The following is an 18549-nucleotide window of genomic DNA, read 5'->3' on the forward strand; positions in this document are numbered from 1 at the left end:
CCGGGGGGGGGGGCGGGGTTGGGGGGGGGGGGGGGGGGGGGGGGGGGGGGGCGGGGGGGGTGTTTTGGGGGGGGGGGCCGGGGCGGGGGGGGGGGCGGGGGGGGGGGCACGACAGTGACAGCTTAACCATACGTCACGGTACGGCGCCTACCGATTGACAAAGTCCTTCAGACGATTCTTACACGCAGCTTACAACTTCAGTTGCAGTTCCGTTATTGTCGTTGTGACCATGCAACAAGCAATTTTAATATTGGTGCGGTGCGTCAAATTTGCGGATTTGGAGTATATTTGTTGGGTGAGTAGTCTAATCCACCCTAAGAGCAAGCGATGAGCGATACAACTTTCGACAGCGAGATCATGGAATACCAGAAGGAACTCGACGCACGGGGACTCAATTGCCCACTGCCGATCCTGAAGGCCAAGAAGGCGCTCGCGGAAATGGAAACGGGCGAAGTGCTGCGCATCGTCGCCACCGATACCGGCTCCGTGCGTGACTTCCAGGCCTTTGCCAAGCAGACCGGCAATGCACTCGTTTCCCACACCCAGAACGGCCGCGAATTCATCTTTTTGATGCGCCGCAAATAAGTGCCCGGACGGGGCAGCGCACCGGCACGCCCCGCGATTTTCCTCAGACAATTTCCCAATTTCATGACAAAGACCGATGATTAGGTGTTTTCCTCTAGCTAAAAATCGCACGATCGTGCTTAAATTTGGCGGGAAAACGGTTTTTCTCTTATAATCTAGGCCACTTTAGTCAAGTCACCCTATTCATTCTTCCAAAGGCACCCCTATGAAAGTCCTGGTTCCCGTCAAACGCGTGGTCGACTACAACGTCAAAGTGCGCGTGAAATCCGACGGCAGCGGCGTCGATATCGCCAATGTCAAAATGTCGATGAATCCTTTCGACGAGATCGCGCTGGAAGAAGCGATGCGCCTGAAAGAAGCCGGCAAGGTCACCGAAGTGGTGGCCGTGTCCTGCGGCGTGACGCAGTGCCAGGAAACCCTGCGCACCGGCATGGCCATTGGCGCCGACCGCGGCATCCTGGTCGAAACGAGCGCCGAGCTCGAACCGCTGGCCGTGGCCAAGCTGCTCAAGGCGCTGGCCGACAAGGAGCAACCGCAGCTGATCATCCTGGGCAAGCAAGCCATCGATGACGACTCGAACCAGACCGGCCAGATGCTGGCCGCCCTGCTGGGCTGGCCGCAAGCGACGTTCGCCTCGAAAGTCGTGCTCGAAGACGGCAAAGTGACCGTCACGCGCGAAGTCGACGGCGGCCTGGAAACCCTGTCGCTCACCCTGCCGGCGATCGTCACGACCGACCTGCGCCTGAACGAGCCGCGTTATGTCACGCTGCCGAACATCATGAAGGCCAAGAAAAAGCCGCTCGACGTGGTCAAGCCGGAAGAGCTGGGCGTCGATATCGCCCCGCGCCTGAAGACCCTGAAAGTCGTCGAGCCAGCCAAGCGTTCGGCCGGCATCAAGGTGCCGGATGCGGCGACCCTGGTCGCCAAGCTGCGCACCGAAGCCAAAGTTATCTGATCGCGGCCTGGCCGTCTCACCTAAAAATACAGGAAAAATCATGGTCGCATTAGTCATTGCTGAACACGACAACGCCTCCCTCAAGGGAAGCACCCACCACACCGTCACCGCTGCCATCGAGTGCGGCGGCGAAGTGCACATCCTCGTTGCTGGCAGCAACTGCGGCGGCGCAGCGGCGCAAGCGGCCGCCATCGCCGGCGTGACCAAGGTATTGGTCGCCGACGCCCCGCACCACGCCGACGGCCTGGCCGAAAACGTGGCCGAGCAGGTCCTGGGGCTGGCGCAATCGTACTCGCACATCCTGGCGCCGGCAACCGCGTACGGCAAAAACATTTTGCCGCGCGTGGCCGCCAAGCTGGACGTGGCGCAGATCTCCGAGATCACCAAGGTCGATTCGCCGGACACCTTCGAGCGTCCTATCTACGCCGGCAACGCCATCGCCACCGTGCAGTCGCTTGATAAGATCAAGGTCATCACCGTGCGCACCACCGGTTTCGATTCGGCCGCGGCCGAAGGCGGCTCGGCTGTCACCGAAGCCATCGGCGCGGTTGCCGATTCGGGCAAGTCGACCTTTGTCGGCCGCGAACTGGCCAAGTCGGATCGTCCTGAACTGACCGCCGCGAAAATCATCGTTTCCGGTGGCCGCGGCATGGGCTCGGGCGACAACTTCAAGATCCTCGAGCCGCTGGCCGACAAGCTCAACGCCGCCATGGGCGCTTCGCGCGCAGCGGTCGACGCCGGCTTCGTGCCGAACGACTGGCAAGTTGGCCAGACCGGCAAGATCGTAGCGCCATCGCTGTACATCGCGGTCGGCATCTCCGGCGCCATCCAGCATTTGGCTGGCATGAAGGATTCGAAGACCATCGTCGCGATCAACAAGGATCCGGAAGCGCCGATCTTCTCGGTGGCCGACTACGGCATCGTGGGCGACCTGTTCGACGTTGTGCCTGACCTGGTCAAGCAACTCGGCTAAGACGAAAAGCATCTGCAGCAAACACCTGTAGGGTGGGCACGGGAACCCTGTGCCCACCCTACACGTCCATTGGAAGCGCAATTTTAGGAGATCAAGGTGACTTACAAAGCCCCGCTGAAAGACATGCTGTTCGTGATGAACGAACTGGCCGGACTGTCCACCGTCAACACGCTGCCCGGTTGCGAAGACGCCACCGTCGACACGGTCGAAGCAGTCCTCGAAGAAAACGCGAAATTCTGCGCCAACGTCGTCGCGCCATTGAACTACGCCAGCGACAAGGATCCGAGCTTCTGGCACGACGGCCAGGTAACCACCTCCAAGGGCTTCAAAGAGGCCTTCAAGGGCTTTGCGGAAGCCGGCTGGCAGGGTGTGCAGCATCCGGTCGATTTCGGCGGCCAGGGCTTGCCGAAGCTGGTGGCCACGCCGTGCATCGAGATGCTCAACGCGTCGAGCATCTCGTTCGCGCTGGTGGCCTTGCTGTCGGACGGCGCGATCGAAGCGCTGCTGACCGCTGGTTCGAACGAGCAGAAGGCGACCTACCTGGAGCCGCTGGTGTCGGGCAAATGGACCGGCACCATGAACCTGACCGAGCCCCAGGCCGGGTCGGACCTGGCCGCCGTGCGCACGCGCGCCGAGCCGCAGGGCGACGGCACCTACAAGGTGTTCGGCACCAAGATCTTCATCACCTACGGTGAGCACGACCTGACCGAGAACATCGTCCACCTGGTGCTGGCGCGCACGCCGGACGCGCCTGCGGGCGTGAAGGGCATTTCGTTGTTCATCGTGCCGAAGTTCCTGGTCAACGCCGACGGCTCGCTGGGCGCGCGCAATGACGCGCACTGCGTCTCGATCGAGCACAAGCTCGGCATCAAGGCCAGCCCCACCGCGGTGCTGCAGTTCGGCGACAACGGCGGCGCGATCGGCACCCTGGTCGGCGAAGAGAATCGCGGCCTCGAATACATGTTCATCATGATGAACGCGGCGCGCTTCGGCGTGGGCTTGCAGGGCATCGGCCTGGCCGAGCGCTCCTACCAGCAGGCCGTGGCCTTCGCCAAGGACCGCGTGCAGTCGCGCGACCTGGCCGGCTCGGCCGGCCCGGTATCGATCATTCACCACCCTGACGTGCGCCGCATGCTGATGTCGATGCGCTCGCAGGTCGAGGCGGCGCGCGCGCTGGCGTATGTGGGCGCGGGCATCAGTGACGTCGCTCACCACCACGAAGATGCGGCCGTGCGCGCGTCCAACCTGGCGGTGTACGAGTACCTGGTGCCGATCATCAAGGGCTGGTCGACCGAACTGTCGCAGGACGTCACGCGCGACGGCGTGCAGGTTCACGGCGGCATGGGCTTCATCGAAGAAACCGGCGCGGCGCAGCACTACCGCGACGCCAAGATCCTGACGATCTACGAAGGCACGACCGCGATCCAGGCGAACGACCTGGTGGGCCGCAAGACGGTGCGCGACGGCGGCGCCGTGGCCAAGTCGATCATCGGCCAGGTGCGCGAGACCGAGGCGCTGCTGGCGGCGCAAGAGGGCGCCGACTTCAAGGCGATCCATCGCGCGCTGGTCGACGGCAGCGTGGCGCTCGAAGCGGTGGTGGAGTACGTCGCCGCGAACATGAAGAGCGACATCAAGGGCGTGTTTTCGGGCAGCGTGCTGTATCTGAAGCTGGCCGGGATTGTGCTCGGTGGCTGGGTGATGGCGCGCGCCGCGCTGGTGGCGCAGGCCAAAATCGACGGCGGCGCTGGCGACGCGGGCTTTTACAAGGCCAAGATCGCAACGGCGCGCTTCTTTGCCGATCACATCCTGACCCAGGCGTCGGGATTGCGCATCGCGATTGTGGAAGGTAGTGCAGGGGTACTGGCGCTGACGGAAGACCAGTTCTAAGTCAGCCCCACCGCACCCGTAACTGTCGTTCCCACCACTACCTCGTCGTTCCCGCGCCAAGGCGGCCCTCGGCGGGAACCCAAGTTCCTGCCGCAGCAACAGACGGCTCGACAAACTTGGGTTCCCGCCTGCGCGGGAACGACGGTGGCGGTGGCTTTATCCCTACGACCTGCGAATCGAATTGCCCGCATTGCGCACGCGATCCCCGCGCTGCATCCCCGGCTGGTTGTTGAACCTGAACGAGCGGCGCTGGCCGTTGTCGTACTGGACATCCACCGTCCACACCGTGCGTGCATTGGCGCGTTCCTGGATCTTCTTGCCCGCATACGCACCACCGATCGCACCGGCCACGGTGGCAACCGTGCGTCCCGAACCGCTGCCGACCTGATTGCCCAGCAGCCCGCCCACGGCGCCGCCGCCAACCACGCCCAGCGCATTGGCCTGGCCATTCTGGCGCGCGCTGCGCACCGCCGTCACCTTGCCGCAGTCGCGGCACACCGCCCGCGCGTCGTTGCGACGGTCGTCACGCTCGCCGCCGCGTGCCGCCGCCAGCGCGCGGTTGTTCTCGGCCTTCGCCGCGCGCAGGCATTTCATGCGCTGGCCGTCGTTGCGCTCGTCGTTGCAGATCTCGCGGTCCTGCGCGTACTGCGTATCGGCGGCACGCAACTGCGCCGACGACGCCTGCGCCGAGTCCGTCACGCTGCCCAGCGCCAGTACCAACGCCAGCGTCAAATTGAGTTTCATCATTTTCTTCTCCTGATCGGTTTATCGTGCTCGCCAACGAGCGGCATGCCGCATTGTAGATCACTTGGAACAGCAATTATTCGTGGCAAGGATGTGCTTCGCCCGCGCCCATCTGTTTATAATCGCAAGATGGTCTTTACATCCCACGCTCGCCTTATCCAACAGGACATATCTTGAACATTCATCAATACGCAGTGCGCCTTCCGGCAGCCCTGGCCATCGCCACCCTGTTCGCCGCCTGCGGCGGCGGCGGCGGCAATCCGAGCAACGTCCCCGGCAAGGTCGACACCCCGACGCCGACGCCGACGCCGACGCCCACGCCCACGCCCACGCCGGGCGATGTCAAGCCCGATGGCTGCAAGGCCTATATCGTGGCCGATAAAACCGTCGCTGCCGGCAAGGCCGGCGGCGCCAGCGTGCTCTCGTGCGGCGGCCCGCTGGCCGATGTGAGCTGGAGCCAGGTGAGCGGCCCGGCGGTCACGCTGCAAGCGGCGCGCAGCCCGACCGTGTCGTTCGAAACGCGCGAGAAGGGCGTGATCGTCCTGCGCGCAGATGTCACCCTGGCCGACGGCGCGCGCCTGTCGCTCTCGACCGAGGTGACCGTGGGCGACGCCCCGGCCGGCAGCTTCATCAACCTGCGCGCCGACCATTCCGTGCGTCCCGGCGTGCAAACCTCGGTGCGCGCCTGGCCGACCCTGAGCGGCGGCGACACCATCGCCAGCATCGTCTGGACCCAGGTCGGCGGCCCGACCGTGACGATGGACGCCAAGGACCAGTTGCTGATGTTCAAGGCGCCCACCTCCGGCACCGACGTGGCGCTGCGTTTCCGCGCCACCATGACCACCAGCAGCGGCGTGAAGGACAGCGACGACGTGTTGATCAGCCTCGACCAGCAGGTGCCCGGCAACGCCGACACCCTGTTCAACACGCCCACCGCGCGCGTGCATCCGTACCGCCAGGCCAGCGCCTACGCGGGCGTGCTGGCCAAGTGTGCTTACGACGTCAAGGTGTACTACGATACGTCGTCCAACAATACCCTGTGCCGCGCGCAGGAGCTGCCGCCGCTGCAGACCGAAGCGGGCGTGGGCGTGGTGCCGAGCGTGGCCCAGATCATGGGCCGGGTGCTGGTGTCGCACGACTTCCTGGGCGCCAATTTCGAGCAGTTCCTGCTGACCCAGGACCCCAACAGCGACTTCCGCCGCCTGCTGGCGAGCACGTCCGCCATCGTGATTGGCTCGCATGTGCGGCCGAGTTTCTACAGCGCCGGCACCGGGGCGATTTACCTGGACGCCAACAACCTGTGGCTGAGCGCCGAGCAGCGCGACGTGGTCACCGAGGTGCCCGACTACCGCTCCGCCTTCGACGACGACCTGAACTTCATTCCGCTGGGCCGTTCGGTGAAAAACAACGAGCAGGCGCGCCGCAGCTATCCATCCACCACGCGCGTGACGCGCACCACGGAAGACTTGCTGTACGACCTGGGCCGCTTGCTGTACCACGAGCTGGCGCACGCCAACGACTTCCTGCCGTCGGTCAACCGCGCCGTCAATCCGCAGCGTTCGATCTGGGAAAACATCGCCGAGCGCGTCGGCAGCCGCACGCTGCCGTCGGACGCGCTGGCGGTGCAGTATCCGCTGCAGTCGGCCGAAATGCTGGCCATGGGGCAGGTGCTGTACCAGGGTGAGACGGCCACGGCGGCGCAGAAGTCCTACACGGCGGCCGAGATCGGCGGTTTCTTCGGCGCCGACCGCGCATCGGACGACTACGCCTACTCGGTCAACAAGGGCGACAGTTCGCGCGAGGACCTGGCGATGCTGTTCGAGGAATTCATGATGAGCTACCGCCATAACGTGCGCTACGACGTGGCCTATGCCAACCAGACCACCGGCAGCGAGCCGATCATCGGCTGGGGCCAGCGCGGACGCATCGGCGAGGCGGCCATCAGGCCGCGCGTCAAGCTGGTGTTGGAGCGCATTGCGCCGTGGATCGACGTCACCGCCGTGGACCGCCTGCCGGCGCCCCTCATGATGAAGCCGGGCGCGAGCTGGGAAGCGAATCTGGTGCTCAATCCATCGAGCATGGCCAAGCGCTCCGCCTTGCGGATCGAGTCAAGCGAGGAGCGCGCGGCGCGCCTGAAAGGCGACATCAAGCGGCGCGAGCGGCACGGCAAGATGACGCCGGATGCGCGTCAGCCGTAGGCGCCGCCGGTGCTGAGCAGGTCGAACAGGCGGGCGAGGGTGGAGATGCCCATCGTCGCCGCCACCAGCATTGTGCAAACCAACAACACTGCCAGTGGCCAGTTCGATTCCGACTTGCGGCCTGAGCCGGCGTTGAAGGCGGCGTCGAACTTCTCGTCGGGCATCAGGCCGATCACCAGCGCTTCGATGCAGCCGACGATGGCCGAGACGACCAGCGGCAGGATCTTGAAGAACCAGTTGGCCTCGGGTACGAGGCCAATGACCAGCCCGGCAACGGGCAGGCTGGCCACGTGCAGCAGGCCCAGCTTGTCGAGGCTGCCCCGCAGGTAAAAGCGGTGCGCGCCGAGGGCGCCCAGGATCAGGGCGAGGAAGCTGGCGAAGGTTTTGTTTTTGTGCGATGGGGACATGAGGCGGTAGACGGATGCGGGAAAGCTGGCAGTATCGGTCAATTTCGCAAGGAACGCACGGCCCGATGCCCGATGGTTCCGACGATACCCCCACGATGCAGTTGGCGGTTCGCCCCAAAATAAGCGATAATCTTCAATTCGCCCCGAAGTGCGCGCCCTGTTGTCACTAACGCTTGCTGCTGCGCGGCATTGCGCGCTATAATTGTCGGCTTTTTCCGCCCAGCACAACTTTTTGGAATTATTATGGTCGTTATTCGTTTAGCTCGTGGAGGCGCCAAGAAGCGCCCGTTCTTCAACATCGTTGCAACGGACTCGCGCAATCGCCGCGACGGCCGCTTCATCGAGCGCATCGGTTTTTATAACCCGATGGCAGCTGGTGGCGAAGTCGGCCTGCGTATCACCGCAGACCGTCTGGCTTACTGGCAAGGCGTTGGCGCACAATTGTCGCCAACCGTTGCACGTCTGGTGAACAGCCAGCCAGCAGCTCCAGTAGCAGCAGCCTAAGCAGGTCCGGGTTTGAGCGGTACAGCATCCGGGGTGCAAGTCCCTGACGACCTGACGCAAGTCGGGTACGTATCTGGCGCTTTTGGCGTCACCGGTTCGATTCGGGTCACCCCGTTTTCCACCGACGCGGATGGGTTGCTGAGCGTGAAAACCTGGTGGCTGGATAAACCCAGCCTGCAATCCGTCTCCGTACGGACTGCGAAAATGCACGGCGGCGACGTCGTGGCCCAGTTGGCAGGTACGCTCGGGCGGGATGCTGCGGAGGCGCTGAAAGGCGCCGCTGTTTCCATCCCGCGCAGCCAATTCCCGCAACTGTCGGCCGATGAATTTTATTGGTCCGATCTGATCGGGCTCAATGTAGTGAACCTGCAAGGCGAGGCCTTGGGGCTGGTGTCCGACATGATGCATAACGGCGCGCAATCGATTTTGCGCATTACGCCGGTGCCGGATAGCGCGTCGGGTACCGCAGACGATGCAAAGGCGCCCGAGCGCCTGATTCCGTTTGTGGACCAGTTTGTCAAAACAGTTGACCAGGCAAGCAAGACCATCACGGTGGACTGGGGTCTGGATTATTAAGACCGCAACAAGGCGGGAGCGCCATGCAATTTGATGTCGTGACCTTGTTTCCCGAGATGTTTGCCGCGCTGACGCAGTCGGGTGTGACCCGCCGCGCGTTCGAGCAAAAACGCTGGGGCCTGTCGACCTGGAATCCACGCGATTTCACGACCGATAAGCACCGTACCGTCGACGACCGCCCGTATGGCGGCGGACCGGGCATGGTGATGCTGGCCAAGCCGCTGGAAGCGGCCATTGGCGCCGCCAAGCAGCGCCAGGTGATGCTCGACCTGCCGGTGCCGCGCGTGGTGTTCATGTCGCCGCAGGGCAGGGCGCTGACGCACGACCGGGTGATGGATTTAAAGGATGAAGCGGGCTTGATCGTGCTGTGCGGACGCTATGAAGCGGTCGACCAGCGCTTGCTGGACCGCTGCGTCGACGAGGAAATCAGCCTCGGCGACTTCGTGCTGTCGGGCGGCGAACTGCCGGCGATGGCGCTGATGGATGCGGTGGTGCGGCAGTTGCCGGGCGTACTGAACGACGACGCCTCGGCGCTCGAAGACAGTTTCGTCAACGGCCTGCTCGATTCGCCCCATTACACCCGTCCCGATACGTATGAAGGCGTGGCGGTGCCGCCGGTCCTGATGGGCGGCAACCACGCCGAGATTATCAAGTGGCGGCGCGAGCGCATGCTCGAAGCGACCGCCCAGAAACGGCCCGATCTCCTGGCCCGTGCGCGCAGCGCCGGACTGCTGAGCAAGGCCGATGAAAAGTTTCTTGCAGGTTTGTAAATCTGCTAAGTAAGTGTGCAGAAATTATTGTGATTTATAGCGAACAGAAGCGGATGCCTTGCAAGGCGCCCGCCGCGACGCAGTGCGAGCACTGCTAGCGGTGGGCAACGCAGCAAGGCGCCGCTTATGGAAGCTAGAAATTACAAGAATTTATGCGCACTTACTAAGTGCAGTACCACTGTGCAGGCAATGTCGCCCGCATCAGTAACCCCATCCTCTACTGGGCGAATGCAGCGCCAGCAAGATGGTTATCGGAGTCCTAAAAATGAATTTGATTCAGCAACTTGAGCAAGAAGAAATTGCCCGTCTGGGCAAGACTATTCCTGATTTCGCACCTGGCGATACCGTTATCGTCAACGTCAACGTGGTCGAAGGCACCCGCAAGCGCGCCCAGGCATACGAAGGCGTCGTGATCTCCCGTCGTAACCGTGGCCTGAACTCGAACTTCATCGTTCGCAAGATCTCGTCCGGCGAAGGCGTCGAGCGTACGTTCCAGCTGTATTCCCCGCTGATCGCATCGATCGAAGTCAAGCGTCGTGGTGATGTTCGCCGCGCCAAGCTGTACTACCTGCGTGAGCGTTCGGGTAAATCGGCACGTATCAAAGAAAAACTGCCAAACCGTCGCGCTGCAACTCCAGCCGCTGCCAAGTAATCGGCATCTGCGTTGCAAAAAAGGCATCCTGTCCGGATGCCTTTTTTCGTTTTGAAGGACAATACCCTTGCCCAAGATTATTTTCGATCCAGAAAAACTACCTGTTCAAGCCCTCGGTGGCGAAGCGGCGCTCCCCCCCGAGCGCCTCACGCCGGCGTGGCTGCGCCAGCGCTTCGCCAGTCCGCCCGACTGGCAACCTGAACCGCCGGGCGAATCCTGGGGCGGGCGCAAGGAATTGATGCCGGCCTCGGTGCTGCTGCCGCTGGTGCAGCGCCCCGCCGGGCTGAGCATGTTGCTGACCGTGCGCACCGCGCATCTGTCGGCGCACGCGGGCCAGATCAGCTTTCCGGGCGGACGCGCCGAAAGTTATGATGCCTCGGCCATTGCCACGGCGCTGCGCGAGAGCGAGGAAGAAATCGGCCTGCAACGCCGCCATGTGGAGGTGATCGGCACCTTGCCCGACTATATTACCGGCACCGGTTACCGGGTCACGCCCGTGGTGGGCCTGATCGCGCCTCCATTCGAGCTGGCCGCCGACGCCAACGAAGTGGCAGAAATCTTCGAAGTGCCCTTGCACTTCCTGATGGACGGCATGAACCACCAGCGCCTCTCGCTGGAACTGCCCGAAGGGGCGGGACAGCGCAGCTTCTACGCCATGCCGTATGATCGCTTCTTTATCTGGGGCGCCACCGCCGGCATGCTGCGCAATCTGTTTCACTTCCTGCGTGCCTGAACGGAGCAAGGCTTTTATGCTCACTTCTCGCCAAAAAATGTAGTGCCGTCATTCCCGCCTGCGCGGGAATGACGGCTCCGAATTTAGCGCTACTGCGTGGGTCTGGGAGCAATCCCCTGCCGGCTCGCAGCGCCAATATGTTTGATTCCATCGGTGCTCTGCGCTATCGTAGCGGGCATTGATGAATTGCTCTGCTGCTTCATTTCAAAAAGTACAAAAGGACCGTCGATGACATTTCTCTCCATTCTCTGCGCGCTGCTGATCGAACAGCTCAAGCCGCTGCGGGCAGACAATCTGATTTATGCGGAGATCAAGAGTTTTGCGATGCGCATGGAGGGCTGGTTCAACGCGGGCGACGCCAGCAATGGACGCATGGGCTGGGTGCTGGTCATCCTGCTGCTGGTCGGCCCGACCGCCCTGATTTCCTGGCTGCTGTACAACTACCAGCTGGTGTTCATCGCGTTTGCGTGGAATGTGCTGATTGTGTACCTGACCCTGGGTTTCCGTCATTACAGCCATTATTTCAGTTCGATCCAGGCAGCGCTGAGCGGCGGCGACGAGGCCGGCGCGCGCTCGCTGCTGGCGGAGTGGGCGCGCATCGACACGGTCGGCATGGAAGCGTCGGAAGTGGCCCGCATCGCGGTCGAAAAGTCGCTGCTGACCACGCACCGCAATGTGTTCGGGGTGTTTTTCTGGTTCTTGATCCTGGGGCCGGCCGGTGCGGTGATGTACCGCGTGTCGGAATACCTGGCGCGCGCGTGGAATGAACCCGATCACATGCGCAATGAAGCGTTCGGCCAGTTCGCCGCGCGCGCGTTTTACTGGATCGACTGGCTGCCGGTGCGCTTGACGGCAGTCGCGTTCGCGGTGGTGGGCAATTTTGAAGATGCCATTTATGCATGGCGTAATTTCGCGCATCGCTGGAGCGACGAAGCGCGCGGGATTATCTTGTCGGCCGGCGGCGGCGCCATGGGCGTGCGCCTGGGCACGCCGAACGAGAATGCCTCCAAGGTCTTGCCGCCGGATGCGGCGACCGTGGACAGCACCTATAGCGAGGTGGAAGTGATGCCGGGGGAAGAGCCGAACGCGCGTGCGCTGCAAAGCACGGTCGGATTGGTGTGGCGGGCGTTGCTTTTATGGATGCTGCTGCTGTTGCTGTTGTCGGGTGCGGTTGGTTTGGCTAATATTGGGCAGGTGGCGACGTAATGCCGCTCCCGACTTTTCGGAATTGACCACAGAATTGAAAACCGTCGTTCCCGCGCCAAGGCGGGAACCCAAGTTTGTTTATCCGCTAGTGGCGTCAGCACGACATTGGGTTCCCGCCTGCGCGGGAACGACGTGGTGATGGTGGGGGGGGCGACATTGGAGGGCGCCTCCCGCATCCAGGCTGCATCATTCTGCAAGTTCAACTCTTCTATAAGATATAATACTCGCGTTGCACAGCAGCACCTGATTCACTGGCCCGGCGCTTGCGCCTTCGTCTCCACGCATCTTCTTGTTCCCACGACCCGCCCTATGGCCGAGTTATCCGAAAGCAAGAAAAAACTCGCCGACGAGTTTTTCATTCTTGGCCTCACCAGCGATGGCAGGCAGTTCCGCCCCAGCGACTGGGCCGAGCGGCTGTGCGGCGTCATGTCCTGCTTTCGCCCGGAAGGCTCGGGCGGGCGCAATGCCCACCTCCAGTTCTCGCCCTACGTACGCCCGACCATGCTCGACGGCGTCAAGGCCGTGGTGGTCAACAACGACCTCCAGAAACTCGAACCGCTGGCCTACCACTTCGTCCTCAATTTCGCCAAGGACAATGATCTCCAGATCATCGACGCCTGTATCCTGCCCGAACCGGGCGAGCTTAAAATCTGAAAAGCATCACCGGTGTTTTGAGCAAGATCAAACCGGCAATAGAAAGAGCGCGTTAGTTTAAGTCTTTTGCGCGCCCATCTGTGCGCGCGTAAGTAACGAGCGCCGAGCCGCTCAGGAGACCATCATGCGCGTATGCGAAATCTGCACTGTCCCATCCAGTTACTGCAAGGGTGACGAAACGGTCCAGGCCGCAGCCTTGTTGATGCGCAAGCATCACGTTGGCGACCTTGTTGTCATTGATCAAATCAACGACGAACGCATTCCGGTCGGCATTCTTACCGACCGCGACATCGTGGTGTCCGTCATCGCGCTCGGGCTCGATCCGGCCAGCCTGCTGGTGGGCGACATCATGAGCGCCGACCTCCTGACCGCGTCGGAAGACGACGACGTCTACGAAACGATCGAACGGATGCGTTTTCGCGGCATCCGGCGCGTCCCCGTGGTCAACAACGCCGGCGGCCTGACCGGCATTGTCAGCGTCGACGACCTGCTCGAATTCCTGGCCGAGGAAATGGGCGAACTGTCGCGTATCAGCTCGCACCAGCAAAGCGACGAGAAACGCGCGCGCCAGTAGCCCGGCTGCGCGATTGGCGCCCTCTGGTATGATGGCTCGCGCCGGGGACGGCAAACCGTGTCCACTCTATCAAAAAGACCTCATGACTCACATTCGCTGGATCTGCGCTGCCGCTTACCTCGTTACGGGCGCCGCGCTCGCCCTGCCGTTGCCGAAAGGCGTGGTGCAGGGCCCTTCCGTCGAAGGCATCACCGAGTATCGCCTGCCGAACGGCCTGAAGGTGCTGCTGTTCCCCGACTCGTCCAAGCCGACCGTCACCGTCAACGTGACTTACCTGGTCGGCTCGCGCCACGAGAATTACGGCGAAACCGGCATGGCCCACCTGCTCGAACACTTGATGTTCAAGGGCGCGCCCAACAACCGCAACATCGCGCAGCAGTTCTCGCAGCGCGGCATGCAGTTCAACGGCACCACGGCGCTCGACCGCACCAATTACTACGAAGTGTTCCAGGCTGGCGACGATAACCTGAAATGGGCGCTGCAGATGGAAGCGGACCGCATGGTCCATTCCTACATCGCCAAAAAAGACCTCGACTCCGAAATGACGGTGGTGCGCAACGAGTACGAAAGCGGTGAAAATTCGCCCGCCGAAGTGCTGATGAAGCGCATGCAGAGCCTCGGCTATGACTGGCACAGCTACGGCCGTTCGACCATCGGCAACCGCAGCGACATCGAGAACGTCAAAATCGAAAACCTGCAAGCGTTCTACCGCACCTGGTACCAGCCCGATAACGCGGTCCTGCTGGTGGCCGGCAAATTCGATCCGGTCCGCGCGCTGGGCTGGATCAGCAAGAGCTTCGGCGCCATCCCCAGGCCGAAGCGCGCCTTGCCGCAGTTCTGGACGGTGGAGCCGACCCAGGACGGCGAGCGCAGTTTTACCGTGCGCCGCCAGGGCGACGTGCAGATGATTGCGGTCGGCTACAAGGTGCCGGCGGCCCTGCATGACGACAGCGATGCCCTGAGCTTCGCCTCCGAAGTGCTGGGCGCGGCGAGCACCGGGCGCCTGCACAAGCTGCTGGTCGAGCCCGGCAAGGCCAGCGACGTCTTCGCCTACGCCGAAACCGGCTACGCGCCCGGGATGCTGTATTTCGGCGCCGTGGTGAAGAAGGGCGACCCGATCGAGCCGGTACGCGAGGCCCTCACGGCCGCCGTCGAAGATTTCGTCAAGACCCCGCCCAGCGAAGCGGAGATCGAGCGGGTGCGGCGCAACTACACCAACAGCATCGAGAAAAGCCTGAACGACCCGCAGCAGGTCGGGGTGGCCTTGTCCGAAGTGATCGCGCTGGGCGACTGGCGCCTGTTCTTCGTCGGACGCGAACGCATCGCCAGCATGACCCCGGCCGAAGTGGCCGAAGCGGCGGGGCGCTACCTGCGCCGCGACAACCGCGTCACCGGTCACTTTTTGCCGGACGACGCCCCGCGCCGCGCCGAGATTCCACCTGCGCCCACCCTGGCCAGCGTGATGAAAGACTTCAAGCCGAAAGAAGCGAGCCAGAAGTCGGAAGACTTCGACCCGAGCCAGGCCAACATCATGAAGCGCACCACCCTGGCCACCGTGGGTGGCGTGAAGCTGGCGCTGCTGCCCAAGAAGAACCGCGGCGAAGCGGTGTCGGTCGACCTGAACCTGCACTGGGGCGACGAGAAAACCCTGTTCGGCAAAGGCGTGCTGCCGGCCATGACCGGCGCCATGCTTCAGCGCGGCACCACCAAATACACGCGCGAGCAGTTGTCGGACGCCTTCGATAAACTCAAGATCAGCGGTGGCCTGATGGAGTTCGAAACCACGCGCACCCACCTGAACGAGGCGCTGCGCCTGATGGCGCACGTGCTCAAGGAGCCAACCTTTCCGGAAGCCGAATTCGAGCAGCTGCGCCAGCAATGGCTGGTCAGCCTGGAGTCGGGCCGCAGCGAGCCGCAATCGGTGGCCGCGCGCACGCTGTCCGAACACTTCGACCATTATCCGAAGGGTGACGTGCGCGCCACCCGCACGCTCGACGAGCAGATCGCCGAGGTCAAGGCGGTGCGCCTGGACGATGTGAAGGCTTACTACCGCGATTTCTACGGCGCCTCGCATGGCGAACTGGCGATCGTGGGCGACTTCGACGCCGCGCCGGTGGCGCCGCTGGTCGAGGAATTGTTCGGCAAGTGGCACAGCCGCGCCGGCTACGCGCCGGTGTTGCGCACCAACGCCCCGGTCGCACCCCTGAAGAAAACCGTCAACCTCGCGGACAAGGAAAACGGCGTCGTCATGGCGCGCCTGAACCTCGACCTGCAGGTCGACGATCCGGCGTATCCGGCGCTGATGCTGGCCAATTACATTTTCGGCGACGGCGGCCTGGAATCGCGCCTGATGAACCGCATCCGCCAGAAAGATGGCTTGTCCTACGGCGGCGGCTCGCAACTGGGCGCGGGCGACCTTGACCGCGCCGGCGGCCTGACCATGAGCGCCATCGCCGCGCCGCAGAACCTGGCCAAGCTCGATGTGGCGATGCGCGAAGAACTGGCGCGCGCCGTCACCAAGGGGTTTACCGCCGGCGAACTGGCGGCGGCCAAATCGGGCCTGCTGCAACAGCGCGCGCAAAACCGCGCCGAAGACAGCGTGCTGGCGAGCGGCTGGACCTCGCTCCTGTACCTCGGCAAAACGTTCGAATGGAGCGAGCGCTTCGAGCAAAAGCTCGCCGCTGTATCGTTAGAGCAACTAAACGCCGCCTTCCTCAAGGCCATCGACCCGGCCGCGCTGAGCGTCGTCATAGCGGGTGACCAGGAAAAAGCCAAGCCCAAGAAGTAAGGAGAACAATACTTGCTGGCGGGATAGCAACGTTTACGGTATTCTGTTGCTTCGAGGAAGTATTTGCTTCCTCCGCAGAACATACGGAGATGTGGGATCATGGCCAGGGAGAAGCAGAAAGAGTCGTCGTTCGAGGGGAAAGTCGTTCTCGTGACGGGCGCGGCGGGCGGTATCGGACGCGCCGCCGCAGTCGCATTCGGGCGCGCGGGTGCGTGCGTGGTGGTGGCCGATACGTCGGTCGACGGCGGGCATGCGACGGCGGCGATGATCGTCGAACACGGCGGCAAGGCGCTGTTCGTGCAGTGTAACGTGACGCGCGCATCGGAAGTCGAGGCGCTGATCGACAAGACGGTGGCCTATTACGGCAAGCTCGATTGCGCGTTCAACAATGCGGGCATCGAAGAAGAGCATTTGCCGCTGGCGGACGCCGACGAAGCGCTGTTCGACCGCATCATGAACGTCAACGTCAAAGGCACCTGGCTGTGCATGAAGTACGAAATCCGCCAGATGCTCAAGCAGGGTGGCGGGACGATCGTCAACACCGCCTCGGTGGCCGGCCTGGTCGGCGCGCCGACACAGTCGATTTACGCGGCCAGCAAGCACGCGGTGGTGGGCATGACCAAGACCGCGGCGGCCGAGTATGCGCGCGAGGGGATTCGTATTAATAGTGTGTGCCCTGGCGTGGTCAATACGCCGATGATGGGCCGCGCGCTGGAACGCGAACCGCTGCGCGAGAAAAAGCTGCGCAATGTGCATCCGATGGGCCGCTTCGCCGAGCCGGTCGAGATTGCGAATGCGGCGATGTGGCTGTGTTCCGAACAGAGTTCGTTCGTGACCGGGCATCAGTTGGCGGTCGATGGCGGCTTGACGGCGATTTAAGCAATTACCTTGGTTCCGCCATCGGTGGAACCAATAACTACGTGCAGCAGCACGTAGTCCAAACGGTGGCGGCCACTTCTCAACGGGCTCGCGGCTGAGCGTCGACGCGTGGGATGTAACTGCGCCGTCAACCCATGCTACCCGGAAAAGCCCTCCCTTGGCTAAATCCGGGGTACGCAAATGCTTCATATTCCATGGCGGCAGTGCCGCGACGTCATCTACGGTTCCCCGCCGGCAAATCGCGCAGCACCCGGCGCAGCCACCTGTAAAGCGCCAGGCTGTTCGCCTTGGCCGTTTCCAGCAGCAAATAAATCACTGCGCTTGCCATGGCGCTGGCTGCGGAATTCCAATGCATCGGCGCTTGATTTTTCACACTGCGGCAGAGGTGCGGATCTCCTATCCTGAACCTCACAGGACGCGCCGGTGCGACGGCCTCCTTTTGTCCACCGCCAATAAAGCAACGATTTATGTCGGAAGAAACGTGACCGATATCAGCGTTGGGATAGTTATCGGAAATTTCTCGTTCGGCCCGGGGGACGACGATTTTCATATTCTTGACTGGTCAGGCTCTGTTGCCTTTTGGCCTGCAGGAACAGGGAAAATTGATCGCAACCCACACACCCAAAACGGAAGGAAATGAATCATGTCCATACCTATCCAATGCCAAGCGCTGGCTCAAGAGATTCAAGAACTGCAGCAAGAAAGAGCCGATCTACAGGCCGAACTGCAGACCGCGCCAACGGGGATGAAGGCTGCTCTGGCGAGTCAGATCAGACGCCTCAGTACCTTGATTCGCGCCAGGCAGGCTGCGCTCAATGCGTGCGTTGTTCAATACCGTGACCCACCGCCGCCACCGCCGCCACCGCCACTCACTTCATCGTTCACCGGCACCATGTCGCTGACGACCACTAAAAATTTTTCGGGAGAGCCGTTTACAGCCGACACTAATTGGACTATTTTGTTCGACGGTCTACGTACGCAAGCGTTCGTGACTGAATTTTCACCAACGCCGATGAACACGACCTCGGCTGCGCCCCCACTCCCATGGCCGTTTGAAAATCTGTTCGGGCCGAACGTCACCACAATCTCGAAAAACCTTGGCGGCGGCGGCACCTACTCAAAGGCTGATGGCAATTTGAGCTTGACTTTGCCACTGCGCTTTGATCACAGCCGTGAATTCAGTCCGTTCTATGACGATGCCAATCTCTCTATCGTCCTTTCGACGACGTTTGAATCGGGTACCCCGCTCACCGCCGACGGACTGGTGAGACTCGCCGGTCGTGGTGTCTTTTCCGGAGGGTGGCTCAACGGAGTAGGCTGCACCATGGTGGTAACGGGGACGCTGACACCTGTTCCCTGATCCGGGACCTGAGCTTGAGCAATCCCCCGTCCTCTCCCTGAAGGCGCATCGCACTGCATGCGGCGAAGGTAGAAATTGTCGTTGAGGTAAAGATCGGGGCGCAG

The 18549-nt window shown here is 62.4% G+C and carries 19 protein-coding genes; 16 read left to right on the forward strand and 3 right to left on the reverse strand.

Annotated features, from left to right (window positions below; translation table 11 throughout):
* The first annotated feature begins 357 nt into the window (after positions 1–357).
* The 4 genes from F2P46_RS27140 to F2P46_RS27155 all read left to right on the forward strand — a co-directional run bounded on the left by F2P46_RS27140 (position 358) and on the right by F2P46_RS27155 (position 4400).
* Positions 358–585 carry a sulfurtransferase TusA family protein gene (locus F2P46_RS27140; protein ID WP_054268154.1) on the forward strand — a complete coding sequence of 76 codons (228 nt, stop codon included), beginning with the start codon at positions 358–360 and terminating at the stop codon, positions 583–585.
* 205 nt (positions 586–790) lie between these two features.
* Complete coding sequence (locus F2P46_RS27145; protein ID WP_166896127.1) at positions 791–1540, forward strand: electron transfer flavoprotein subunit beta/FixA family protein; 750 nt, start codon at positions 791–793, stop codon at positions 1538–1540.
* A 40-nt stretch (positions 1541–1580) separates the two neighbouring features.
* A complete protein-coding gene (locus tag F2P46_RS27150; RefSeq protein WP_166896129.1) occupies positions 1581–2513 on the forward strand; it encodes an electron transfer flavoprotein subunit alpha/FixB family protein in 933 nt (310 codons plus the stop codon).
* Positions 2514–2609: 96 nt separating this feature from the next.
* Positions 2610–4400 (forward strand): acyl-CoA dehydrogenase, encoded by a 1791-nt coding sequence (locus tag F2P46_RS27155; RefSeq protein ID WP_166896131.1) that lies wholly within the window; start codon positions 2610–2612, stop codon positions 4398–4400.
* 162 nt (positions 4401–4562) lie between these two features.
* On the opposite strand, the gene F2P46_RS27160 is transcribed toward F2P46_RS27155, so the two are convergent.
* Complete coding sequence (locus tag F2P46_RS27160) at positions 4563–5147, reverse strand: glycine zipper 2TM domain-containing protein (protein WP_166896133.1); 585 nt, start codon at positions 5145–5147, stop codon at positions 4563–4565.
* 170 nt (positions 5148–5317) lie between these two features.
* Between F2P46_RS27160 and F2P46_RS27165 the strand changes: the two genes are divergently transcribed.
* Positions 5318–7342 carry a hypothetical protein gene (locus F2P46_RS27165; protein ID WP_166896135.1) on the forward strand — a complete coding sequence of 675 codons (2025 nt, stop codon included), beginning with the start codon at positions 5318–5320 and terminating at the stop codon, positions 7340–7342.
* On the opposite strand, the gene F2P46_RS27170 is transcribed toward F2P46_RS27165, so the two are convergent.
* Positions 7333–7749, reverse strand: coding sequence for an NINE protein (locus tag F2P46_RS27170; protein WP_166896137.1), 417 nt, complete (start codon positions 7747–7749; stop codon positions 7333–7335). The genes F2P46_RS27165 and F2P46_RS27170 overlap by 10 nt on opposite strands.
* Before the next feature lie 243 nt (positions 7750–7992).
* Here F2P46_RS27170 and rpsP point away from each other — a divergent pair, with 243 nt between their 5' ends.
* From rpsP to F2P46_RS27220, 10 genes are all read left to right on the forward strand, one after another.
* The gene (gene rpsP, locus F2P46_RS27175) at positions 7993–8253 is read left to right on the forward strand and encodes a 30S ribosomal protein S16 (RefSeq protein ID WP_166896139.1); all 261 of its coding nucleotides are present in this window, start codon (positions 7993–7995) and stop codon (positions 8251–8253) included.
* A gap of 33 nt (positions 8254–8286) precedes the next feature.
* Complete coding sequence (gene rimM, locus F2P46_RS27180) at positions 8287–8829, forward strand: ribosome maturation factor RimM (RefSeq protein ID WP_166896266.1); 543 nt, start codon at positions 8287–8289, stop codon at positions 8827–8829.
* Positions 8830–8852: 23 nt separating this feature from the next.
* The gene (trmD, locus tag F2P46_RS27185) at positions 8853–9599 is read left to right on the forward strand and encodes a tRNA (guanosine(37)-N1)-methyltransferase TrmD (RefSeq protein ID WP_166896141.1); all 747 of its coding nucleotides are present in this window, start codon (positions 8853–8855) and stop codon (positions 9597–9599) included.
* Positions 9600–9864: 265 nt separating this feature from the next.
* Positions 9865–10251, forward strand: coding sequence for a 50S ribosomal protein L19 (gene rplS / locus F2P46_RS27190; RefSeq protein ID WP_054266855.1), 387 nt, complete (start codon positions 9865–9867; stop codon positions 10249–10251).
* A gap of 67 nt (positions 10252–10318) precedes the next feature.
* Positions 10319–10984 (forward strand): CoA pyrophosphatase, encoded by a 666-nt coding sequence (locus F2P46_RS27195; RefSeq protein WP_166896143.1) that lies wholly within the window; start codon positions 10319–10321, stop codon positions 10982–10984.
* A 228-nt stretch (positions 10985–11212) separates the two neighbouring features.
* Positions 11213–12190 (forward strand): CobD/CbiB family protein, encoded by a 978-nt coding sequence (locus F2P46_RS27200; protein WP_166896145.1) that lies wholly within the window; start codon positions 11213–11215, stop codon positions 12188–12190.
* 309 nt (positions 12191–12499) lie between these two features.
* A complete protein-coding gene (locus F2P46_RS27205; protein ID WP_166896147.1) occupies positions 12500–12844 on the forward strand; it encodes a DUF3579 domain-containing protein in 345 nt (114 codons plus the stop codon).
* A gap of 124 nt (positions 12845–12968) precedes the next feature.
* The gene (locus tag F2P46_RS27210; RefSeq protein WP_166896149.1) at positions 12969–13418 is read left to right on the forward strand and encodes a CBS domain-containing protein; all 450 of its coding nucleotides are present in this window, start codon (positions 12969–12971) and stop codon (positions 13416–13418) included.
* 82 nt (positions 13419–13500) lie between these two features.
* Positions 13501–16206, forward strand: coding sequence for a pitrilysin family protein (locus F2P46_RS27215; RefSeq protein ID WP_166896151.1), 2706 nt, complete (start codon positions 13501–13503; stop codon positions 16204–16206).
* Between the two features lie 99 nt (positions 16207–16305).
* Positions 16306–17085 carry an SDR family oxidoreductase gene (locus tag F2P46_RS27220; protein ID WP_166896153.1) on the forward strand — a complete coding sequence of 260 codons (780 nt, stop codon included), beginning with the start codon at positions 16306–16308 and terminating at the stop codon, positions 17083–17085.
* 214 nt (positions 17086–17299) lie between these two features.
* On the opposite strand, the gene F2P46_RS27225 is transcribed toward F2P46_RS27220, so the two are convergent.
* Positions 17300–17635: a transposase domain-containing protein gene (locus tag F2P46_RS27225; RefSeq protein WP_166896155.1), complete on the reverse strand. Its 336-nt coding sequence runs from the start codon at positions 17633–17635 to the stop codon at positions 17300–17302.
* 93 nt (positions 17636–17728) lie between these two features.
* Between F2P46_RS27225 and F2P46_RS27230 the strand changes: the two genes are divergently transcribed.
* Positions 17729–18445, forward strand: a complete 717-nt coding sequence (locus tag F2P46_RS27230; RefSeq protein ID WP_166896156.1) for a hypothetical protein — start codon at positions 17729–17731, stop codon at positions 18443–18445.
* Positions 18446–18549 lie beyond the last annotated feature (104 nt).

This window comes from Massilia sp. CCM 8734 (assembly GCF_011682155.1).
Classification (GTDB): Bacteria; Pseudomonadota; Gammaproteobacteria; order Burkholderiales; family Burkholderiaceae_D; genus Telluria_A; species Telluria_A rubra.

Coding starts and splice junctions, on each gene's coding strand:
- F2P46_RS27160 (WP_166896133.1), bottom strand. CDS start 5,147: ATGATGAAACTCAATTTGACGCTGGCGTTGGTACTGGCGCTGGGCAGC.
- F2P46_RS27170 (WP_166896137.1), bottom strand. CDS start 7,749: ATGTCCCCATCGCACAAAAACAAAACCTTCGCCAGCTTCCTCGCCCTG.
- F2P46_RS27140 (WP_054268154.1), top strand. CDS start 358: ATGGAATACCAGAAGGAACTCGACGCACGGGGACTCAATTGCCCACTG.
- F2P46_RS27205 (WP_166896147.1), top strand. CDS start 12,500: ATGGCCGAGTTATCCGAAAGCAAGAAAAAACTCGCCGACGAGTTTTTC.
- F2P46_RS27230 (WP_166896156.1), top strand. CDS start 17,729: ATGTCCATACCTATCCAATGCCAAGCGCTGGCTCAAGAGATTCAAGAA.
- rpsP (WP_166896139.1), top strand. CDS start 7,993: ATGGTCGTTATTCGTTTAGCTCGTGGAGGCGCCAAGAAGCGCCCGTTC.
- F2P46_RS27145 (WP_166896127.1), top strand. CDS start 791: ATGAAAGTCCTGGTTCCCGTCAAACGCGTGGTCGACTACAACGTCAAA.
- F2P46_RS27225 (WP_166896155.1), bottom strand. CDS start 17,635: ATGAAAATCGTCGTCCCCCGGGCCGAACGAGAAATTTCCGATAACTAT.
- rplS (WP_054266855.1), top strand. CDS start 9,865: ATGAATTTGATTCAGCAACTTGAGCAAGAAGAAATTGCCCGTCTGGGC.
- trmD (WP_166896141.1), top strand. CDS start 8,853: ATGCAATTTGATGTCGTGACCTTGTTTCCCGAGATGTTTGCCGCGCTG.
- F2P46_RS27150 (WP_166896129.1), top strand. CDS start 1,581: ATGGTCGCATTAGTCATTGCTGAACACGACAACGCCTCCCTCAAGGGA.
- F2P46_RS27215 (WP_166896151.1), top strand. CDS start 13,501: ATGACTCACATTCGCTGGATCTGCGCTGCCGCTTACCTCGTTACGGGC.
- F2P46_RS27200 (WP_166896145.1), top strand. CDS start 11,213: ATGACATTTCTCTCCATTCTCTGCGCGCTGCTGATCGAACAGCTCAAG.
- F2P46_RS27210 (WP_166896149.1), top strand. CDS start 12,969: ATGCGCGTATGCGAAATCTGCACTGTCCCATCCAGTTACTGCAAGGGT.
- F2P46_RS27220 (WP_166896153.1), top strand. CDS start 16,306: ATGGCCAGGGAGAAGCAGAAAGAGTCGTCGTTCGAGGGGAAAGTCGTT.